This is a genomic window from Synechococcus sp. PCC 7336, assembly GCF_000332275.1.
Taxonomy (GTDB): Bacteria; Cyanobacteriota; Cyanobacteriia; order Thermostichales; family PCC-7336; genus PCC-7336.
Window position 1 is genome coordinate 2,055,261 of sequence record NZ_CM001776.1, and the last position, 19,371, is coordinate 2,074,631.

A 19,371-nucleotide genomic window follows, 5' to 3' on the forward strand; every position below is an offset into this window, starting at 1 on the left:
CATCAAACGGACAAACCTCTAACAACCGCGATCTGGTGCGGGTGAAGAGGTTTGAGGGAAATTAGCGATCGCGCACTCGTACTTGATAGGAGGTCTCGGTGACTTCAGCGGGAGCGATCTCGCGGGCAAAGCTCCAGCGCACGTGGGTATAGAGTTCGGCAGGAGCCGGTTGCTCCTCGACGGTGCCGTCTTCCAACTCCACCACAATCGTGGGGTTGGAGACGAATGACTCGCCGCCATCAATGCTGAAGCTGGGCTCTGCCCCATCAAGCGTTGCGGCGCTGTCGAGCACGTAAATTGTTTCGGCAGGGATGGGCTGAGTCAGGACAAAATTGGCTGTGGGCCGCTCGCCGACATTAGAGGTTGCGATCTGGTAGCGCAGCACATTGCCCGGAGCAACCGTAATGCGATCGCCTTCGAGCCGCTCCCAGACCACTTCGGGTTCTCCGCTGTCGTTGGTCTGCACCGCTTGCTTGGACAGGCTCAAAAGCAACTCCATTTGTGCGGCAGCTTGCTGTTCGGACTGCACAGTGCTTTGAGCGCTAGCAGAAGGGACCGAGAAGCTGCGAGTCAAGTTCGAGAATGGGTTTTCGATCGAAAACACGATTGCAGCAAGGGCAATTGCGGTGCTGAGGGCGATCGGATTGAAACGTTTCATGGCTCTACCTCGTGAAGGGGGTCAAAGAGTGAAAAAGACTGGGTAGTTAGGTCTATCTGGGTTGACCGCGATCGCCGCCAACCCAGACAAATCGCAGGGATTTACAGACCTTCGTTAATCCGGCGTTGGAAGGTGAAGGTGCCTGACTCAGTGGGAAGGAGGGGGGCACTCAGAGCATCTTCGTAACGAACGACATCCGTACCGGGGTCGGAGGTCACCGTGGTGTTGCTAGAGGTGGTGTAGGTGATTGAGGAGGGGTTGGTATCCGAGGCAGAACCCGGCACGTTCAGGGTGAAGACTGGATTGCCAGTGGCCCAGTTGTTACCGCTCGGGTCGGTGCCGTCTTCCACAATCACTAGGTTGTCGGCTTCCAGGATGATGTTGCCGAAGCCCGCCGCAGGCGCAGCCTCAGAAATATTCGAGTAGGTGATGGCGTACTCGATAATGTTGCCGGGAATGGTATTTTGGCTGCTGGCGATCGTACTACTGCTCGGGTTCTCACCGGCGATGGTGTTGCCGTTGCTATCCAGAATTTGAGCGGTTTTTTCCAGGGTCACGTAGCCGAGATAGACGCGATCGATGGTGAGATTGCTGGTGGGGTCAGTCGCCAAGCCATCAAATCGACCGTTATTGTTGTCATCGGCGAACGCAACAATGGGCACTGCATAGCCGAAGTTCGGACCCGTTTGACCGTCTGTGGTTGCGGTGCCGGCTGGCAAAATGACTTCCACTTGGATGTCTAGATCGCCTGTGGTGGGGCCGAGTACCGGAATGGCGATCGGCGTCGTGTTGTTGTCGAAGACATAAGCAGAATCGTTGGCTGCTGCAGTTGTCGGGTCGTCGGCCAATAAGTCGTAAGTCGCGGTTTGGCCGTTGAACGTAATGTTCACCTGAGTGCCAATGGGCGCGAGATTGAGGGTGTCGAGACTGCCCGGCAGGTTGTTGATGATGGGCCTGACCAGAACGTCAGTTAAGTCGTTCGGGGTCGCCCGCAGCGAATTAATAAAGGTGGTCGATGCAGTGCTGTCGATCGCACCATCATTATCGGTGTCCAGAGCAACGGGATCGAGAGCTCGGTTGGTAAAGTCGTCGTTAGTGTCGGTCGGACCCACTGCATCGGGTATGGCGGTGGTGCCGTCGTTCGTACCGATGAATAGTCCGCTAGGGGCATTGCCAGCAAACAGAGAAACCACCAAGACTTCGCCATCTTCGCCAGCACCGCCATTGTTCCCCGGATCGATGCCCTGATTGGTATTGGCGACACCATCGTTAATCGGGTTCGCAGCTGGGGTAGTGCCGTTGTCATCGAAGTTGTTGGGCAACTGGTCGCCCGATTCGTCAAAGATAACGGGGCCGCCGACGATACCATCCGTTTCACCAAACACCTGAGCGACGTTGACGATATCGATGGAAGTGCCCGTTACGGTATCTTCAACATCCACAGTCAACTGGAAGCCAGTGATGGTCGGCTCTCCAGCTTGCAAGGCGGTGTTACCCGAGGTTCCTCCAATCGGCAAGACAAAACCAATCCGAGTAATGGTTTCGGGATTACTCGTGCCGAAGTCGGCCAGGGTTTGCCAATCCGCTTGCGTGGCGTCAGTGGTCGTCGCAGTGGTGGTCACCACAACCGTCCACCCAGTGGGGGCTACAGGGACATTGGAGGTGATGTCTAGATCGGTGTTGGCCGGTATGGCATCGGTGACAAAGATGTAGCTGTTACCGAGCAGACTGCTGAAATTCGTCTGGGTGGTGGCAGATAGATCCGCGACATCGATACCGGTTAAATCGCCAGCCGTAATTGTGGGGTCAGTGGAAGGATTGACAACATCCAAGCTGAGGTTGTAGGTAATGCTGTCATCCGCCAGATCGTTCGGGTCTGTGCCGGAATCGCTGCTATCGAAGTCTTTAAACACTCTTGCCAGTGCCACCTCATTGACACTACCGCCAGCCGTGATTTGCTGGCTGGCTTCAGCCTCTTGTTCGCCATTGACTGGCAAGGTAGTGTTGGAAGCATCGTTTTGGTTGCCGCCATCTGCCGTATTGTCATCGTCAACGGTGCGGAAGTCGTTATCGCCGGTATCGGTCGGAACGCTTTGTCCGCCATCGGGGGTGGTATCGCCGAAGACAACGCCAACGGGAGCGCCAGAGGTGTTGGCGGTCACAGTTACGGGCACTGAGATGTTGATTTGTCCGTCTGCGGCAACGTTGTCAATTAAGAGGCCGATGCGGTTGCCGCCGCCATCTAATACCTCTGTCACCCCTGCTGGCAAAGAGCCCGTAGGGATGTTGGCAATATCGGCCACAGTGATATCGCCAAAATTGCCATCGCCGTCGAGATCGACATCGATATCGATCGCACCGAGGGTTCCGCCCGTAACGCTAGAGGGGTTGACTGGGACGAAAATTTCGGTGGCATCGTTACCGGTGTTAGTACCGAGAAAATCAAAGGTCACAACATCGTTAGTGTCAATGGTGTTGGCTTGGTTGCCCCCATTTCCACCGTCCACAAACGTGAATCCGTTATCGACTAGGGTTACACCCGCAACTTCTGCAACCTCGACCGTGACCGTATTCGAAATGGCCTCAATTGGGGTGCCGGGATTATTGGGGTCTGAATAGGTGGCGGTGGCAGTGTTAGAAATGTTGGTTCCTGCGGCTGTTCCGGCAGCTAATGCTGGAATCAACCAAGTCAGGCTGCCGCCTAACAGCACCGTTGCAGCGAGTAATCGGCTGCAGCAGCGGCTTTGCGAATGGCTATTCATTCTCACTCATTCCTCATGATTAAAATGCACTTTAGCGCGTTAAAGCCATTAGATTTGGCGCGATAAATCGAACCCAATCTAATGGCTTATATTTCACGAGTCTTACTCATATTTTTGAGACTCGTAGCAAAGATATTCTTGCCACAACGGTACGCTTTTGACTTTAGAGAGAACTTGTGAAAAGTCTGTGAAATAGAAAGTATTTAGTTATACATTTTTGGCTCAGGTTTTGGCTGATTCATGATGCATAAAAAATGCAATCTGTGGAAACCCTTAAATTACGATCAAGCTATAAAGAGAAAAAAGGTAGTTCATCTATTCGATCTGCACTCTAGGTATTGCACTCGGCCCCCTAAATCCCCCATTCTGGGGGACTTTCTCGCAGCTTAGGATTGGGGTTGAGAGATTTATATTGAGAGATTTATATTGAGAGCTGCCGTCACCGAAACTGTAGAATGGAGCTGAAAATCCTCACAAGTCCCCCACTTGTGGGGGATTTAGGGGGCAAATGCAGAAGACCGGAACGTCAGTTAAGTGTCACATCTATAGATTCAATCCGTCCATTCCAGGAGTCATCACGATCTGGGTTTTATTATGTATTGATTGCGGTCAAAACCAACTCTTAAATCGCAAGATGCTCCCGTTGAGATTGACGATCGCCATTAGACGAAGAGAAACGAGTTGAAGCGATCGCCTGCTGGCATCTTTCGAGTGCCCTGATTAGCTCCTCCACGCGAATGGGCTTACTGACAAAATCATTCATCCCGATCGCCGTACAGCGATCGCGATCGTCTGGCATGGTCATAGCTGTCATGGCCACAATCCACGGATAAGTATCGGAATCGTACTCTTGCCGCAATTGGCGCGTGGTTTCAAAACCATCGATCTCGGGCATTTGTAGATCCATGAAGATCGCGTCGTAGCTCCGAGCGCGTTGCGCCTCAATCGCCTCGGCACCGTTATTAACAACGTCAGCTTCATACCCCAGACGTTCGAGCAGTTTGAGGGCAACTTTTTGATTGACCTGTACATCCTCAACCAACAAAATGCGGAGGGGTGCCGTGGAGACAAAGTCAGTGTCGAAAGGGGACAGGATCGTGCGCGAAGGCTGCCAGCGAGAGGTCGTTGGTTCTAGACAACCCACTAACGTTTGGCCCAATGGCTCAAATGCGATCGGCTTATTGAGCGTTGCCGAGATCCCGCGACTTTTTTGAAACGCTTCCGATATGCATGCCCCGACATCGCACAGCAGAATCAGCGGTTGTTGGCAGTAGTGCGGCGACGAGCGAAGGCGATCGCAGAGAATTGCTCCATTACTATCGGGCATCTGCCAATCAATCAGGGCAATATCAAAGGGTTTTTCCTGCTCAATCCAAGCTAGGAGCTCCCGCTCGGAACTGGTTGCAACGGCCTCCATTCCCCAAAGCGTTGCCTGACGGATTAAAACATCGCATTGCGTAGCATTCCCTGCCACAATTGCCAGACGCTTGCCTTTTAACTGGGGATAGGGTGGCTCTTGCGTTGAAGTCTGCACCTGCGGCTCCGCTTGCATCTCGACCGTAAAGGAAAACGTCGAGCCTCGTTTGTATTCAGAATTCACCCACATCGTGCCTCCCATCATGCGGCACAAGCGCTTACTAATAGCCAATCCCAAGCCTGTACCGCCAAACTCTCGCGTGGTAGAGTCGTTAACCTGGCTGAAGGGCTTGAACAAACACTTCAGGTTTTGAGGCGAAATTCCTATGCCCGTATCGCAAACGGAAAACAACAACTGATAGGTCGCTAAGCCCTGATTGTCCCCCCGAGTGAAGGCAAGTTGCTTGGTCTCCACCCGCACGACAACCTCTCCAGAGGAGGTAAACTTAATCGCATTGCTGAGAAGATTCAACAAAATCTGGCGCAGTCGCGCGCGATCGCCCACGACCATTTCAGGCACCTCGGGCTCGACCCAATAGATCAACTCCAGCGACTTATGGGCTGCTTGGGCAGCGTATAGACCTAGTGCTTCGACGACACTTTGGCGCAGGTTAAATGGCTCTTCCAGCAGCTCGATGGTTCCAGATTCTATTTTGGAAAAATCGAGGATGTCGTTGATGATGTCCAGTAGAGCATTACTGCTGCTGGAAATCGTGACCGCGCAGTCCTGCTGATAGGGATTGAGCTGGGTATCGAGCAACAGTTCTGCCATACCAATCACCGCATTCATCGGCGTCCGGATCTCGTGGCTCATCATGGCCAGAAAGTCACCCTTAGCCTGGTTGGCGCGATCGGCGATCGCCTTCATATGCCTGAGTCTCCGAGCTTGCTCCAGGGCTGTCAGCGTAGAATACAGCCCCCAGCTCAGCAGCACTGCTACAGTCAATCCGGCCAACAATGCCAGCTCGGGCAAGGGGGATATCCGTTGCCGAACGACAGGGGGAAGTAACCACATTTTCAAACGCCAGCGATCGCGATCGAAAGCAACTGGCACCGTTTGCACCCAGATAGGATCGGCTGTTGCAGCATTGGCAGTGTCAAAGAGCGTTCTACCGCTAGCCTCGAGAGCGATGCCGTAACTCTCTAATAACTTGTGGTGCGAATCAAACAACGCCTCTATGTCGACCGCCGCCACCAAAAAGCCCTGCCACACGCCATTCTGTCTGATGGGGGCATAGATCCACAGCTCTGGCATGTCTTGACTGGGGGTTTCAGGGATAAGAAACGTAAGCTTTTCGCTCGTGCGAGCTTGCACGAGCAACGGCTCGTCCCACAGTTCTAAAGCAATGCGAGCATAATCAGAGGCGTTGCAGCAGGCTGCCGCTGCAGATGCCTGTACTTGCCCGCTGCGATCCATCCACAACAAAGCCCGATATCCCCCCAAATGTCCGGCCAGCAATTCGGAGTGAACGGCCCAATCCTGATGGGTTTCTATCATTTGCTGGGACTGCATCTGAGCAAAGTGACTCACTGCTCCCACTCGCTCTTCCAAATGTTCTTCTAGCTCGTGCTGAATCAGCCCTGCCGCTTCGATCGTCTCATTGAGAATGACTGCTCGTGCTTGTCGGCACAAAGTGTGCCAGATTGCTACAGACCCCAACCCAATGCTAATTCCCAGGCCAAATGCTCCTATCCTTATCCAGCGTCGAGACACTCTACTACCCCACGATTGATATTGAGAGACAGATACAGCCTCCGTAAATAGGGTTCTGGTTCCTTTCGTGATAGCGCGATCCCAGATCCTGTTTGATATGGACAGTCCGCTTTCTAATACTTCAGTTTGTTAGCTTGGGATTGTTAGCTTGGGATTGATAGGGCCAACATACCCCCTACAGATTTCTAACAAACTTCATTTTGAATAGCGACACTATACGTATCACTAGTAGTATTCCCACATTAAGAGTCTAAACATCTATGTATTTACACTGTTTATAAATAAATAGTTAGCCTACTTTTAAGCCAAGTATGAAGTCGAAATCACTCCCATTCAAAGACAGAACTTAACCATCTATTAACATTTCCCCAAGAGGGGTGAGATGCTTCTTCCATAGGATGTATTAAGGTCAAGAATAAGCTTTTGAGATCGAATTTTTCTCGAATTTGCGATCTTTAAACTCCGTCTAAGCAGAGACCCGTAGTTTTGAGAATGTGTCTATTAGACCCTCTCACTAGCGCTGTGGTTCGCTGCATTAGCCCTCTAAATCCACCACCAGTGGGGGATTTAGAGGGCCGAGTGCAATGCCTGAAAACTCCAGATCTCAATCTGGATGGGGTTTATTATTCCCGAATCTCTATTTAAGGCAAACTCTGCCGCGCTATCGATTGGGCAAACGAGACTTATCAGGTCATGTTTAAATCTTGAAGAGATGCAATGAGTCCCAATAAGATTCTAGAGATCTTGAATTCCGTATTATGACTCTTGTATTAATTCATTTAACAGTCGAGCGACAGTTCCTTCTCGCGAAGATGCCATCAAATCCGGCTAACAACGATCGTCCAAAGAGAGAAGGTCGAGTGAGTATCTCAGAAATAAGGATAAGCTCTGAAAGAAACCTTTAGCGACTCATGCGGATTGTTTCAGTCGCAAGCCAGTTCGCGGCAACTCAACCGGTGCGTTAGAACAGCTTGTCGATCATTGCTCGCATACACTTCCAACAGAGCATCTTCTGGGGCATCGAAGAGGATGCGATCGCAGGGAAACACCACCTTCTCCCAATCGCGATGCGAGCCACTCGACAATTTGGCCACCTGAACGCGATCGCTAGCATTAAAGTAGTAGCACAGCCGTAGTGGCGGTTTTGTGGCGTTCGGCGGGATAAGGGGTTCCGGGGCTTCAAGGTAGGTCATCGGTCTGTCTCAATCTCCACAGCAATCTCATCGCCCATTCAGATGTGTTGGCCTACTTGGCCGCACACTTCATTTAAAAAAGTCTCGATGGGGATCGAGTTCAACTATCCCCGCCTATTGTGAATTTAACGTGAAATTAAATTAGCTTTCTGCCTTTTCTCTGAGAGTGTATCTCTCTGTAATGCATCGAAATATTTCGATGTATTCCTATCGTTCTCTGACTTTTCGCCCGCCCGCTCTCCCCGCGATCGCTCCCATCCAGACCGTTCCGAGAAAGGGGCCGGATGGCACTAGAGTAGATCCTGTAGATTTCACTTCGCTGCCCCATGTCGAACTCCGCTCCCATCCCTGTCGTTGTTAACGGTGCTGTCGGCAAGATGGGGCGTGCTGTCATCAAGGCTATCTCTGAGGCGGAGGATATGCAGTTGATGGGGGCGGTCGATCGCGATCGCTGGGGCGAAGACGTCGGCGAAGTAGCTGGAATTGGCGCGGTGGAAATTCCCGTTACCAATAACTTGGAAGTGTTGATGGCCGAGCTGGCCCAAGGGCAGCAGTTGGGGGTGATGGTGGATTTCACTCACCCCAGTTCGATCTACGAGAACATTCGCACGGCGATCGCCTATGGCGTCCGTCCGGTGGTGGGCACGACTGGGCTCGAGCCAGAGCAAATTGCCTCGCTGGCGGAGTTTGCCGATAAGGCCAGCACCGGCTGTCTGATCGCGCCCAATTTCTCCATTGGTACGATCCTGCAGCAGCAAATGGCGGTGATGGCCTCGAAGTATTTCGATCATGTCGAAATTATCGAGCTGCATCACAATCAAAAGGCCGATGCCCCCAGCGGCACTGCCATCAAGACGGCAGAGATGCTGAGCGAGGTGGGTAAAACTTTCAATCCGGTAGAAGTCAACGAGACAGAAACGATTGCGGGAGCGCGTGGCGGCATCTGTGGCGAGAATGTCCGCATCCATAGCGTGCGCCTGCCCGGTTTAATTGCCCATCAAGAGGTGATGTTTGGCGGCCTCGGACAAGTTTTGACGATTCGCCACGATACGAGCGATCGCGTTGCCTACATGCCTGGAGTGCTGCTCGGCATTCGTAAAGTCATCCAGCTCAAATCGCTAGTTTACGGCTTGGAAAAGCTATTGTTTTAGATCTCGACAGTCATTCGTCATTGTTTGAGATCTCTGCTCGTAAGGCTCGGGCTCCGCTTCGATATTTCGTTGTCAGGGTAAATTCTTGCTATGCCTAAACCTACCATTCCTCGTATTGAACAACTGAAAGTCCAGAACTATCGAGTGCTTCGCGATCTAGAGCTTAAGAATATCACTCCGCTAACTGTTTTTTTAGGACCTAATGGAAGTGGTAAATCCACTGTATTTGATGTTTTTGCATTTTTGTCAGAATGCTTCCAATTTGGGCTCCGTCGTGCATGGGATCGTCGAGGAAGGTTTCGCGAACTCCGTACCCGAGGGTCAGCAGGACCTATATCCTTTGAGCTAAAATATAGAGAAAGTAATTCAAGTCCTCTGATTACTTATCATTTGGCGATTGATGAAAAATCAAAAGGTCCTTTTGTCGCAGAAGAATGGCTGCAGTGGCGAAGAGGAAAGAAGTTTGGAGCGCCCTTTAAATTTTTGAACTTTAAAGAAGGCTCGGGGGAAGTTATTAGTGGTGAAATGCCAGAGGAAAAAGATGAAAGAATTGCCCAGCAGCTAGACACATCAGATATTATTGCTGTGAATACCTTAGGTCAATTTACTGCCAACCCCCGCGTTAGTGCATTAAGACGGTTCATCAGTGGATGGTATCTATCCTATCTGACAGCAGATAATGCTCGCAGCACACCCGAAGCAGGTCCTCAAGAACGCCTGTCTGAAATTGGCGACAATTTGCCAAACGTTATTCAATACCTTAAAGAACAGCATCCCGATCGGCTCGAACATATCCTCAAGACTCTCACTCAAAGAATTCCTCGTCTGGAACGTATTGACGCTGAAGTCATGAAAGATGGTCGTCTGCTCATGCAAATCAAAGATGCACCCTTTCAAGATCCAATTCTAGCCAAGTTTGCTTCTGATGGCACGCTAAAAATGTTGGCTTATTTGACAGTGCTCTACGATCCCTCTCCCCCTCAACTCATTGGTATTGAAGAGCCTGAAAACCATCTTCATCCGCGTCTTCTCTTAGAACTGGCTGAGGAGTGCCGGACAGCTTCTGGGCGAAGTCAGTTGATGGTGACAACTCACTCCCCTTATTTTGTAGATGGGCTTCTCCCGGAAGAGTTGTGGGTTATGTACCGGGATGAGTCGGGTTTTACACGATCTAAACGTGCTGTAGATATGCGTGGCATCCCTGAGTTAATAGCTCAAGGTGCAACTCTTGGAAATCTATGGATGGAAAACTATTTTGAATTTGGCGATCCACTCAGAAATCAAGGATCGCCGAATTCGAGGAATAGTTAATCTAACTGGAGAAGTGTAAGATCGATGCATATTGAATTCTTGGTTGAAGAATATTCTGCTGAGGTTGCTCTCAACAATATCTTGCCTAAGATTCTACCTGGCATTTCCTTTAAGATTCACTCTTTTCAAGGAAAATATGATTTGCTCAAAAAGCTTCCTGATAGGCTTAAAGGCTATAATTCTTGGATGCCTAAAGACTGTAAAAGTGTAGTTTTATGCGATCGAGATAATGAAGATTGCTTGGCTCTAAAAAAACAGCTAGATAATTTCGCCAAAAATAATGGTCTAGTGACTAAATCTCATGCCAATGGCGGAATTTTTACAGTCCTAAATCGTATTGCAATTGAGGAGCTTGAGGCTTGGTTTCTTGGAGACCCTTCAGCGATCGCCAGGGCATATCCAAAGGTACCTAAAAATTTTGCAACCCAGAGTCGCTATCGCAATCCTGATGAAATCAAAGGTGGAACTTGGGAGGCTCTACAGTCATTGCTTCAAAGTAAGAGCTATTTTCCTGGTGGGCTGAATAAGGTGCAAGCAGCAAGGCAAATTTCCCAGTTTATGGATCCGAGCAATAATCGCTCTGTCAGCTTTAACTCTTTTCGGTCGGGCCTATCTGCTTTGATTCAATTACCGTAAAGCAGTCTCAGATTCTTTATGAATTGCTTGAGAAAGTAGAAACTAGAGCCCCGTGCTCAATCGCAGATAGAAGATCTAGACCACTGCAGAAGCCCGCTTTTCCACCTCCGCCTGAATCGCTAGCAAGTTGGCCGACAAATCCTTCCTCAAGCGACGCTGCACGATCTGAACCGGCATCTTGCGAGGGGGCAAAATCGTCACGCAATAGCTCAACTTCGTGCCAGAATCATCGATCGCCGCCAATTGCCAACTGCCCGCAAACTCCAGCAAATCCCCTTCGGTCATACTGAAATCAATCCGCTCGATGGGGGACGGATCCATCTTGAGCGTGACAGCCGCCGAAAACTTCAGCACCGACAACTTCTGCACCCCCACCTGACGCAGCAGCACGCAGCCATCCTCCTCCCCCACCACACAGCTCTCAGCCAAATTCGGAATAAAATCTGCTAGCCCCTCGTAATCGATCAAGACATCCCAAACCGCTTGGGGGGAATGCTCGATCTCGATCGCCGCCTGCAGGCAGCGCCGTCGCCCCTCTAACTTTTCTAAATTGACTGCCACGGCTGGACTCCCCTCCTCGGAGGAAAACCCATTGGCATCCTCCAACTCGGCAGCCTCGTCGAGGTCTGCCTCTAATTCCTCGGCATCGGCGAGCTCGGGATCGGCTTTGGACTGACGATTAAAAAGTGGCATTGGTTTTGAATCGTGTGAACGAGTGTAAATAATCAGCTAGAAATCTAGCCTGCCCTAGAGAAGGGTGATGCGAACAGTTAAAATTGTAGGCTCTGATGCAGAAATCTCGGACCTGTTGTTGTGGATGCCATTCGCCCCAGTCTGCTGAACATGCAGCCCTACGAGGCTGAAATCTTGCCCCATGCTGACAAGCTGGATGCTAACGAATATCCCGAAGACCTGCCCGAGTGGTTTAAGAAAAAGCTGTCGCTGGTTTGGGAAAAGGGCATCCACAGCAATCGCTACCCCGATGCCACCCACAGCAGCCTCAAACGGGCGATCGCCGATTATGCTGGCCTAGACGACAGCCTCGTTAGCCTGGGCAATGGCTCGGACGAACTGATTCGCTCTATCCTGATTGCCACCTGCCTAGAAGGACGCGGCAGCATCCTGGTTTCTCCCCCCACTTTCTCGATGTACGCCATTGAGGCTCGCAGCCTCGGCATTCCTGCAATCTCCATTCCTCGCAATCCCGATACGTTCGCCCTCGACCTGCCCGCCTGCACCGAGGCCATCGAGCGGGACAATGTGCGCGTCGTTTTTCTCGTCTCTCCCAACTCTCCTACTGGCACCCCCCTCACAGCCGAAGAACTGGATTGGGCGCGATCGCTGCCCGAATCGATTGCGGTTGTCATCGACGAAGCCTATTTTGAATTTAGCCAAGCCACCGTTGTACCCGAACTGGAGCGGCGACCTAATTGGATCGTATTGCGCACCTTTTCCAAAGCCTTTCGGCTGGCAGCCCACCGAGTTGGCTACGCGATCGCCTCTGCCGATATGGTGCGAGCTCTAGAGGTGACGCGACTGCCCTACAACCTGCCCGCACTCTCCCAATGGGCCGCCCAATTGGCCCTAGAATTTGCCGACGACCTGCTGGCTAATATCCCCACGTTACTGGCCGATCGCGATCGACTGCGGGCAGAACTCAGCCTCATCCCCCAAGTGCAGGTGTGGCCCAGTTCAGCCAATTTCCTCTACTTCCGCGTCCGCGATTGGGACCTTGCCCAATTGCAGCAACAGCTGATCCAGCGAGGGACAGGACTGCGCTATACGGGCGGCGGTTTGCGTCTGTCCGTCGGTACGCCCGCTCAAAATTGCCGCTTTTTAGTCAATCTGAGGGCAATTCTCGCCCCGGTGCCTCAACATATGGCTTGAATGACAGAGTGGCGCAAACCAATACCAACAGAAAACAGCAGTGGTTCGTTTGGGGTACGAAGCTGCAAGAGGCTAGACTACTTGGAGTTCGAGCTGTCGAAAATATTGAACGTGCTGGGGGTAATATGCCAGGTCAACTGGATTTGGCGAGACGATTGGATGTTGCAACCGAGGCCGCTAGGGCTGCAGGAGCAGTTTTGCAGCAGTTGCAAGGGAATTTGCAAGACATTCGCGAGAAGCGACCTGGCGATTTAGTCACCGAGGCCGATCGCGCTGCAGAGCTGACCGTTTTGGAGATCGTACAGCGGCATTTTCCCGCAGACAGCATTTTGGCGGAAGAGTCGGGCCAGCAGGGAAATGGGGCCGCAACAGGATTTCTATGGGCGATCGATCCGCTGGACGGTACCACTAACTATGCCCACGGCTATCCTGCCGCTGCCGTTTCGATTGGCTTGTTGCAGGCGGGAGAGCCAGTGCTCGGTGTCGTCTACGATGTCTTTCGCAACGAGCTTTTTCGGGCGGCTACCGGCATGGGAGCCACCTGTAACTATCTCCCCATCTGCGTGTCCTCCACCGATCGCCTGGAGAATAGCCTGTTGGTGACGGGGTTTGCCTACGATCGCCGCGAGACTGCCGACAACAACTACGCTGAATTCTGCCACTTCACCCATTTGACTCAAGGGGTGCGGCGGGGAGGATCGGCTTCGGTCGATCTCGCTGCTGTTGCGATGGGTAGGCTAGATGGATATTGGGAACGCGGTTTGTCAGTCTGGGACATTGCTGCGGGCATCGTACTGGTACGGGAAGCTGGCGGAAGCGTCACAGCCTACGATGGCAGCCCCCTTCTCATCGAGTCAGGTCGCCTCCTGGCGAGTAATGGCTCCCTCCATGCTGCTATGCAGTTGGAACTCAGCCGCGTGCAACCCCTACAGCAGGCTCTGCCCACCCATCCCACTCAGTTCACCTCTGTCTAAAGTTTCCTTTTTTCTATGAGCTCCTCGCTACCCCGCCACCCTTGGTTCCCATCGCTCGGCTCCGGTCTGGCTCTGGCTGCCATGCTGGTGCTGTCGGGGACTCTGGCTGTGCTGCCAGCTAGCGGTCAGGCAGACTCCGAGGTTATCGAATCCCCCGATACTGCTGTCGAGGCTGCGACTGAAGGCTCTCCAGATGCCGATGCGGCTACGGCAGATCCTTCAGATGCCGAGATCGCTGCTGAAGCTTCCCCAGATTTAGATATTGCTGGCTCGGAACCTGCGGCTGACCTGCAGGAAGAAACCGCCGAGGCAGAACCGGAACCGCCCGAAGATCGCTATTGGAGCACCATCCAACGGCGGGGGGAACTGCGGGTGGGCCTCGACCCCAGCATTGGCTACACTTATCTGCTGACCAATCCCCTCACCCGCAGCTACGACGGGTTTGAATACGACATTCTGGAGGCGATCGCCGACACCCTCGACATTGCATTAGTCCCGGTCAATGTGCCCTGGGAAGGACAGCTCGATGCCCTCCAAGAGGGCCGGGTCGACATGATTTTGGGCGGGAGAGAACCCTATGGCCTCGATCGCGAGCAGTTTGCGGCCACAGTTCCCTACTACCAAAGCCCGCAACACATCGTCGTTCGTAGCGATCTGGATGGGACTGTCGAACGACTTTCCGATTTATTTGGTCGCAAAGTGGGGGTGGTGGCCAATAGTACGGGAGCGGCTGTGCTGGAGGTTTACAACGACAATCGCGGCAATGCCATTCGCCTATTTGCCACCAGCAACCCCGAACGATTATTCGAGCAACTGCGCGATGGGCTCCTCGATGCCGCGATCGTCGATCGACCCGTGGCGGTAGCCAAAATTTTCGCTCCGGGCCTAACACCTGCCGATGTAGCTGCGCCTATCCCTGCTGCGACGGAGCCCGCTGCAACTGAAATGCCGATCGCTGAGGGAGAGGATACCGCTGGAGGAGAAGATATCACTGAGGCCAGCGCTCCAGTGGAAGCAGTGCTCTGGGTAGCCGAACAGACACCTGCTAGCGATTTCGTGATGGTGGGAGAGCCCATTTTTCCCACGCCGTTAGTCGGGGCTATCTTGACAGAGCATGCCTCCCTCAAGCAAGCAGTGGATGGGGCGATCGCCCAGTTGCAGGAGAGCGGCATGTTGGCAGCCATCTTGGAGAAGTGGGAGTTATGACAGAACTTGGCATCGGTACGCCAACCATCGAGGAGGGTTTGGCACAGTACGAACCTGATTATTATGCAGTGTTGGGCGTGCCCGTCACTGCAGATAGCCGCCTGATTCGCAAGGGCTATATCCTCGTCGCCAAACAACTGCACCCCGATCGCTATATCGATCGCCCCAACCTCCGTCCCACTGCCAACTGGCTGTTTTCAAAACTGATTAGCCCTGCTAGTGAAGTGCTCAACCGCGAGCGAGAGCGGGTTGAATATCGTGAAGTGTTGCGGTTGCGAGTCAAGCGCCTGCTCAAGCTACCCCCCGCCGAAATCTGGCCTAAATCTTACCTAGCCGATTCCCTCTTGTATGCCGATGATTTGGAGACGGTCTACCACGACACCATTCTCAAGTTGGCAGAACATCAATATCGGGATCTCGATAAGGCGCTGGTCTGTTCGGGAGAATTGAGCAAGATTAATTTGGCCTATTTATTGCTAGAAGGGGGCTATAAAGTCGCTGTCCCCTCTACCCCCCTCGGAACTTTGCCCCCGAATGCCAAGCCGTCGCCCGCGCCGATTAGCTCTGTCCCTGCGGCCCCTCGCGCCAATCGTCCTGCGGCCCAGGCGAGTCCGACTCCTCCCCCCTCGGCCCCAACTGACGCCAGCCCAGCCCCCAATTCCGAACCCGCCGCTCCCGCACCGGGTCAAACCCGCTACCTGCAGGCGCAGCAAATGCTCGAAAGCGGCCATTATAAAGAGGCCATCCAGTATTTTAAATTTGCGATCGCCGCCGCTCCCCAAAACCCCGATTACTATTTAGGGCGCGGCACCGCATATCTCAAATTGAAGAACACGATGCGGGCACGCCAAGATTTCCAAAAGGTATTGAGCCTCAAACCCGATAATGCTAAGGCGAAAAAATACCTCGACGAACTTGCGTCGACCAACGGCAATGGCAAGAAGACAGCTAGTGCGACCAATCGGACTTCAAACCAAAGCGCTCGTCCCCAACCAAAAGGTATGTTTGGACGGATATTCAACCGCTAGTCAGGTCAACCGCTACCAGAGTCTTCAGATTGTCCCCAAGCCTGAGCAGCTACTGTCCCATCTGCTCTAGGAGATCGAAGCAGGTTCGCAACAATTGACGATTGACCGAGCGATACTTGGTTTGACCTTGCTTGCGAATGGTCAGCAGTCCCGCTTCGATTAAAATTTTGGAGTGGTGACACAGCAAGGCCAAGCTAATGCCCAGATGATTGGCAACCTCAGTGCTGCTCAGTTCTCCCTCCGACACCAACAGCTCCACGATCTTCAGTCGCGTCGGATCGGCCAGTGCCGCAAAAAGCTTGGCCCGAGCCTCCGTCGAATCCAGAGAGATCTTCGCTGGCGTATCGGAGAAACAGTCAGATTTAGCGACGATATCAGCTTGGGGGACCATAGAATGTGTCAGAAATTTACAGGCAAGGCAACAAGCGCTCGGGGTCGTATGCGAGACAATACTGAAGTTCTACCGTAGCAGTAACAGATTCTGCCATCAAGCCTTCAGCATGGCGGGGCAGCAAGATGATGAAACGATAAGAGCTCGATGATAATAGTTCAATGGTAATAGTTAAACGATCGCTTGACTTTTGGCGCCTCTCTTTCTACCATCTTACTTAAAGGATTGTTTAACTACAAAGGTTCCCTTCAGGGGCTGGTGCAATCCGGTTTTTCGCTTCACTTACCAGACGGGAGACAACTGTGACTTTAACCGAACGCCTTGCCGCTCAGCTAGCGGAGATTCGCGCGCAGCTACCGGCAGAATCGCTGAAAGCGATGGAACGCGCCACTGCAGATTTGGCGGCTTCTGGCATTATTGAAGCCAGTATCGATGCGGGCGATCGCGCTCCCGATTTCACACTGCCCAACGCCACGGGCGCAGAGGTTAAGCTGAGCGACCTATTGGCCAAAGGGCCAGTGGTACTGAGCTTTTATCGCGGTCAGTGGTGCCCCTACTGCAACTTAGAACTGCGGGGCCTGCAGGAAACATTGGCCGAGATCGCGGCAGCGGGAGCAACCTTAGTGGCGGTTTCCCCCCAGACTCCCGATAATTCCCTTTCCACCGTCGAGAAAAATGCACTGACTTTCGAAGTGTTGAGTGATGTTGGCAATCGCGTGGCTCGCGAATACGGTCTTGTCTTCTCACTTCCCGAAGAGCTGCGCCCCATTTATGCCAACTTCGGTATCGACCTGCCCGCCCACAATGGTGACAAAACCTTCGAGTTACCGATTGCGGCCACCTACGTCATTGCCCCCGACGGCACTGTTGCCCATGCCTTTGTGGAGGCTGATTACACCAAACGTCTGGACCCGACAGACATTGTGGCTGCCCTCAAAGGCTTAGCAGTTGCTGTGTGAGGACACTGACAATCGAGACCCATTGACAACTGGACGCGGATGACATTGCGATCGGTTCGCGTGCTATATGCCAGGAGGATATACCTATGTCTGTGACTACCACCCTTGTGACGCTCGCGGCCGACAACTTTGCTGCTGAAGTTTTGGCAAGCCCTATCCCCGTTTTGGTGGACTTTTGGGCTCCTTGGTGCGGTCCCTGTCGGGCGATCGCCCCTGTCTTGAACGAGTTGGCCGAACAGTTTGAAGGCCAAGTCAAAATTGCCAAGCTGAATGTAGACGAGTATGTCGAGCTGGCTTCTCAGTATCGCATTCGCAGCATTCCGACAATGCTCGGCTTTCGCGACGGTCGAGTTCTAGAGCGAATCGAAGGTTTGACTCCCAAGCCGCTGCTGAGCGAGAAACTCGCCCAACTGGCAGCAACGACAACCATCGTTTCGTAACCTCGTCCGAATCTCTCCAGATAGATCTCCAGATAGAACAGTTGGCCCGAACCGAGTCTCCTTCGGGCCAGCCTTTCTCTCGTACTCTTTCAATCTGACATTATGACGACTCCAGATTCCTCTAAATCCCTGCTTTCTACCGTGCAACTCGGTCCTTACCGGCTGCCCAACCGCATTGTGATGGCTCCCCTGACCCGCAATCGGGCTGGAGCGGGCAATGCTCCTGGCCAGCTAAATGCGACCTACTACCGCCAGCGGACATCCGCCGGTCTCATCATCACTGAAGCAACGCAAATTTCCCCCCAGGGCGTAGGCTACCCCAGCACCCCCGGCATCCACTCTGCCGCACAGGTGGAAGGATGGAAGTTGGTGACCGATACCGTTCGCCAAGCAGGCGGTCACATTTTCTTGCAATTGTGGCACGTGGGTCGCATTTCCCATCCCTCTTTGCAACCCAACGGTCAATTGCCAGTGGCCCCATCAGCGATCGCCCCATCGCAGGGGGAGGCCATGACCTATCAGGGCATGCAGCCGTTTGTCACGCCCCGAGCTTTAGAACTCGATGAAATTCCCGGCATTGTCGAGGATTACCGGCAGGCAGCCCGGAATGCGATGGCGGCGGGGTTCCACGGCGTTGAAATCCATGCAGCCAATGGCTATCTGCTGGACCAGTTTTTGCGGGATGGCACCAACCGGCGGACCGATCGCTATGGCGGCCCGTTGGAAAATCGCACGCGCCTGTTGTTGGAAGTCACGCAGGCAGTGACGGAGGTTTGGGGTGGCGATCGCGTCGGAGTGCGACTCTCGCCGGGGGGCACCTTTAGCGACATGAGCGATTCCAATACCCTCGCAACATTCGATTATGCGGTGGCTGCCTTGAATCCATTCGATCTGGCCTATCTGCACATCAAGGAGGCTGATGAAAAGGACTTGAAATATGGTGGCGAGTTCGTTCCTGCTAGCCGCTATCGCACTCATTTCAATGGCCCGATTGTGACCAATTGCGGCTATAACCGACAAACCGGCAATGAGGCGATCGCCTCGGGTGGCGTGGATTTAGTCGCTTACGGCCAACTGTTTATCGCCAACCCCGATTTGCCCAAGCGGTTTGAATTGGGAGCTCCCCTCAACGAACCCGATCCCTCCAGTTTCTATGGGGGCGGGGCTGAAGGCTATATCGACTATCCGGCGCTAGAAACCGCCGCCGCTTAGGGAAAGCGATCTCTGAATGTAACGTGTCTGGGCGGGAGATCTGAATTCCTGGCTCCAGGCACGTTACCGAGCGAGATATTCGCTTAAGGTTACGAGTAATCGTGTATGGCGTTCCCAGGCAATAGAATAACTGGCCGATTTTTGATTTTGCCATCCCTTTGTGGGAGTGGAGCTAAAGTCACATTACCCTCATTCATAATCGAGATTAAAAATTTTTATACAATCTAGAGGATACTCTTCCTCCTCGGGGTCGTAAGCCTCCACCAAACCCATGACAGCTAGGGTATTCCACGCTTCCCGTTCGGTATCCTTCTGGGGAAGCACAGTCACTATCAATTTCGCGTTGGGCTCTAGATTGAGGGGCTCGTCTAAAAGAATGTGCTTGCCATCGAAATGCGCAGATACAGAGATAGTCTTCATTCCAATCACCTTC

17 protein-coding genes are annotated in these 19,371 nt (G+C 52.8%); 10 read left to right on the forward strand and 7 right to left on the reverse strand.

The window, feature by feature from the left end:
• Positions 1-61 precede the first annotated feature (61 nt).
• The 4 genes from SYN7336_RS09820 to SYN7336_RS09835 form a co-directional block, all read right to left on the reverse strand.
• Positions 62-658, reverse strand: coding sequence for a hypothetical protein (locus SYN7336_RS09820; protein ID WP_017325766.1), 597 nt, complete (start codon positions 656-658; stop codon positions 62-64).
• A gap of 101 nt (positions 659-759) precedes the next feature.
• Positions 760-3,420: a hypothetical protein gene (locus SYN7336_RS09825; RefSeq protein ID WP_038025868.1), complete on the reverse strand. Its 2,661-nt coding sequence runs from the start codon at positions 3,418-3,420 to the stop codon at positions 760-762.
• A 622-nt stretch (positions 3,421-4,042) separates the two neighbouring features.
• Entirely contained in the window at positions 4,043-6,550 is a 2,508-nt protein-coding gene (locus tag SYN7336_RS27875; protein WP_156820101.1) for a response regulator, read from the reverse strand.
• A 923-nt stretch (positions 6,551-7,473) separates the two neighbouring features.
• Positions 7,474-7,743 carry a DUF1830 domain-containing protein gene (locus tag SYN7336_RS09835; protein ID WP_026100860.1) on the reverse strand — a complete coding sequence of 90 codons (270 nt, stop codon included), beginning with the start codon at positions 7,741-7,743 and terminating at the stop codon, positions 7,474-7,476.
• Between the two features lie 326 nt (positions 7,744-8,069).
• Here SYN7336_RS09835 and dapB point away from each other — a divergent pair, with 326 nt between their 5' ends.
• From dapB to SYN7336_RS09850, 3 genes are all read left to right on the forward strand, one after another.
• On the forward strand, positions 8,070-8,894 hold the full coding sequence (gene dapB, locus SYN7336_RS09840) for a 4-hydroxy-tetrahydrodipicolinate reductase (protein ID WP_017325770.1): 825 nt from the start codon (positions 8,070-8,072) through the stop codon (positions 8,892-8,894).
• Between the two features lie 90 nt (positions 8,895-8,984).
• A complete protein-coding gene (locus tag SYN7336_RS09845; RefSeq protein ID WP_026100861.1) occupies positions 8,985-10,205 on the forward strand; it encodes an AAA family ATPase in 1,221 nt (406 codons plus the stop codon).
• 24 nt (positions 10,206-10,229) lie between these two features.
• The gene (locus SYN7336_RS09850; RefSeq protein WP_017325772.1) at positions 10,230-10,841 is read left to right on the forward strand and encodes a DUF4276 family protein; all 612 of its coding nucleotides are present in this window, start codon (positions 10,230-10,232) and stop codon (positions 10,839-10,841) included.
• A 75-nt stretch (positions 10,842-10,916) separates the two neighbouring features.
• Here the strand turns inward: SYN7336_RS09850 and SYN7336_RS25255 are convergent, their stop codons facing one another.
• The gene (locus SYN7336_RS25255) at positions 10,917-11,534 is read right to left on the reverse strand and encodes an SRPBCC family protein (protein ID WP_017325773.1); all 618 of its coding nucleotides are present in this window, start codon (positions 11,532-11,534) and stop codon (positions 10,917-10,919) included.
• Between the two features lie 120 nt (positions 11,535-11,654).
• On the opposite strand from SYN7336_RS25255, the gene SYN7336_RS09860 reads away from it, so the two are divergent.
• The 4 genes from SYN7336_RS09860 to SYN7336_RS09875 all read left to right on the forward strand — a co-directional run bounded on the left by SYN7336_RS09860 (position 11,655) and on the right by SYN7336_RS09875 (position 15,936).
• Positions 11,655-12,728, forward strand: coding sequence for a histidinol-phosphate transaminase (locus SYN7336_RS09860; RefSeq protein WP_017325774.1), 1,074 nt, complete (start codon positions 11,655-11,657; stop codon positions 12,726-12,728).
• A 125-nt stretch (positions 12,729-12,853) separates the two neighbouring features.
• The gene (locus tag SYN7336_RS09865; RefSeq protein WP_026100862.1) at positions 12,854-13,702 is read left to right on the forward strand and encodes an inositol monophosphatase family protein; all 849 of its coding nucleotides are present in this window, start codon (positions 12,854-12,856) and stop codon (positions 13,700-13,702) included.
• A gap of 15 nt (positions 13,703-13,717) precedes the next feature.
• Positions 13,718-14,908, forward strand: a complete 1,191-nt coding sequence (locus SYN7336_RS32255; protein ID WP_227498634.1) for an ABC transporter substrate-binding protein — start codon at positions 13,718-13,720, stop codon at positions 14,906-14,908.
• Entirely contained in the window at positions 14,905-15,936 is a 1,032-nt protein-coding gene (locus SYN7336_RS09875) for a J domain-containing protein (protein WP_017325777.1), read from the forward strand. Before SYN7336_RS32255 ends, SYN7336_RS09875 begins: the two co-directional genes overlap by 4 nt.
• Before the next feature lie 49 nt (positions 15,937-15,985).
• Here SYN7336_RS09875 and SYN7336_RS09880 read toward each other — a convergent pair whose 3' ends face one another.
• Positions 15,986-16,327 carry a helix-turn-helix transcriptional regulator gene (locus SYN7336_RS09880; RefSeq protein WP_017325778.1) on the reverse strand — a complete coding sequence of 114 codons (342 nt, stop codon included), beginning with the start codon at positions 16,325-16,327 and terminating at the stop codon, positions 15,986-15,988.
• Between the two features lie 302 nt (positions 16,328-16,629).
• Here SYN7336_RS09880 and SYN7336_RS09885 point away from each other — a divergent pair, with 302 nt between their 5' ends.
• From SYN7336_RS09885 to SYN7336_RS09895, 3 genes are all read left to right on the forward strand, one after another.
• A complete protein-coding gene (locus SYN7336_RS09885) occupies positions 16,630-17,286 on the forward strand; it encodes a peroxiredoxin-like family protein (RefSeq protein ID WP_017325779.1) in 657 nt (218 codons plus the stop codon).
• 86 nt (positions 17,287-17,372) lie between these two features.
• The gene (trxA, locus tag SYN7336_RS09890; protein ID WP_017325780.1) at positions 17,373-17,726 is read left to right on the forward strand and encodes a thioredoxin; all 354 of its coding nucleotides are present in this window, start codon (positions 17,373-17,375) and stop codon (positions 17,724-17,726) included.
• Between the two features lie 102 nt (positions 17,727-17,828).
• On the forward strand, positions 17,829-18,938 hold the full coding sequence (locus tag SYN7336_RS09895) for an alkene reductase (protein ID WP_017325781.1): 1,110 nt from the start codon (positions 17,829-17,831) through the stop codon (positions 18,936-18,938).
• A gap of 189 nt (positions 18,939-19,127) precedes the next feature.
• Here the strand turns inward: SYN7336_RS09895 and SYN7336_RS09900 are convergent, their stop codons facing one another.
• A complete protein-coding gene (locus tag SYN7336_RS09900; RefSeq protein ID WP_017325782.1) occupies positions 19,128-19,358 on the reverse strand; it encodes a hypothetical protein in 231 nt (76 codons plus the stop codon).
• Between the last annotated feature and the right edge of the window lie 13 nt (positions 19,359-19,371).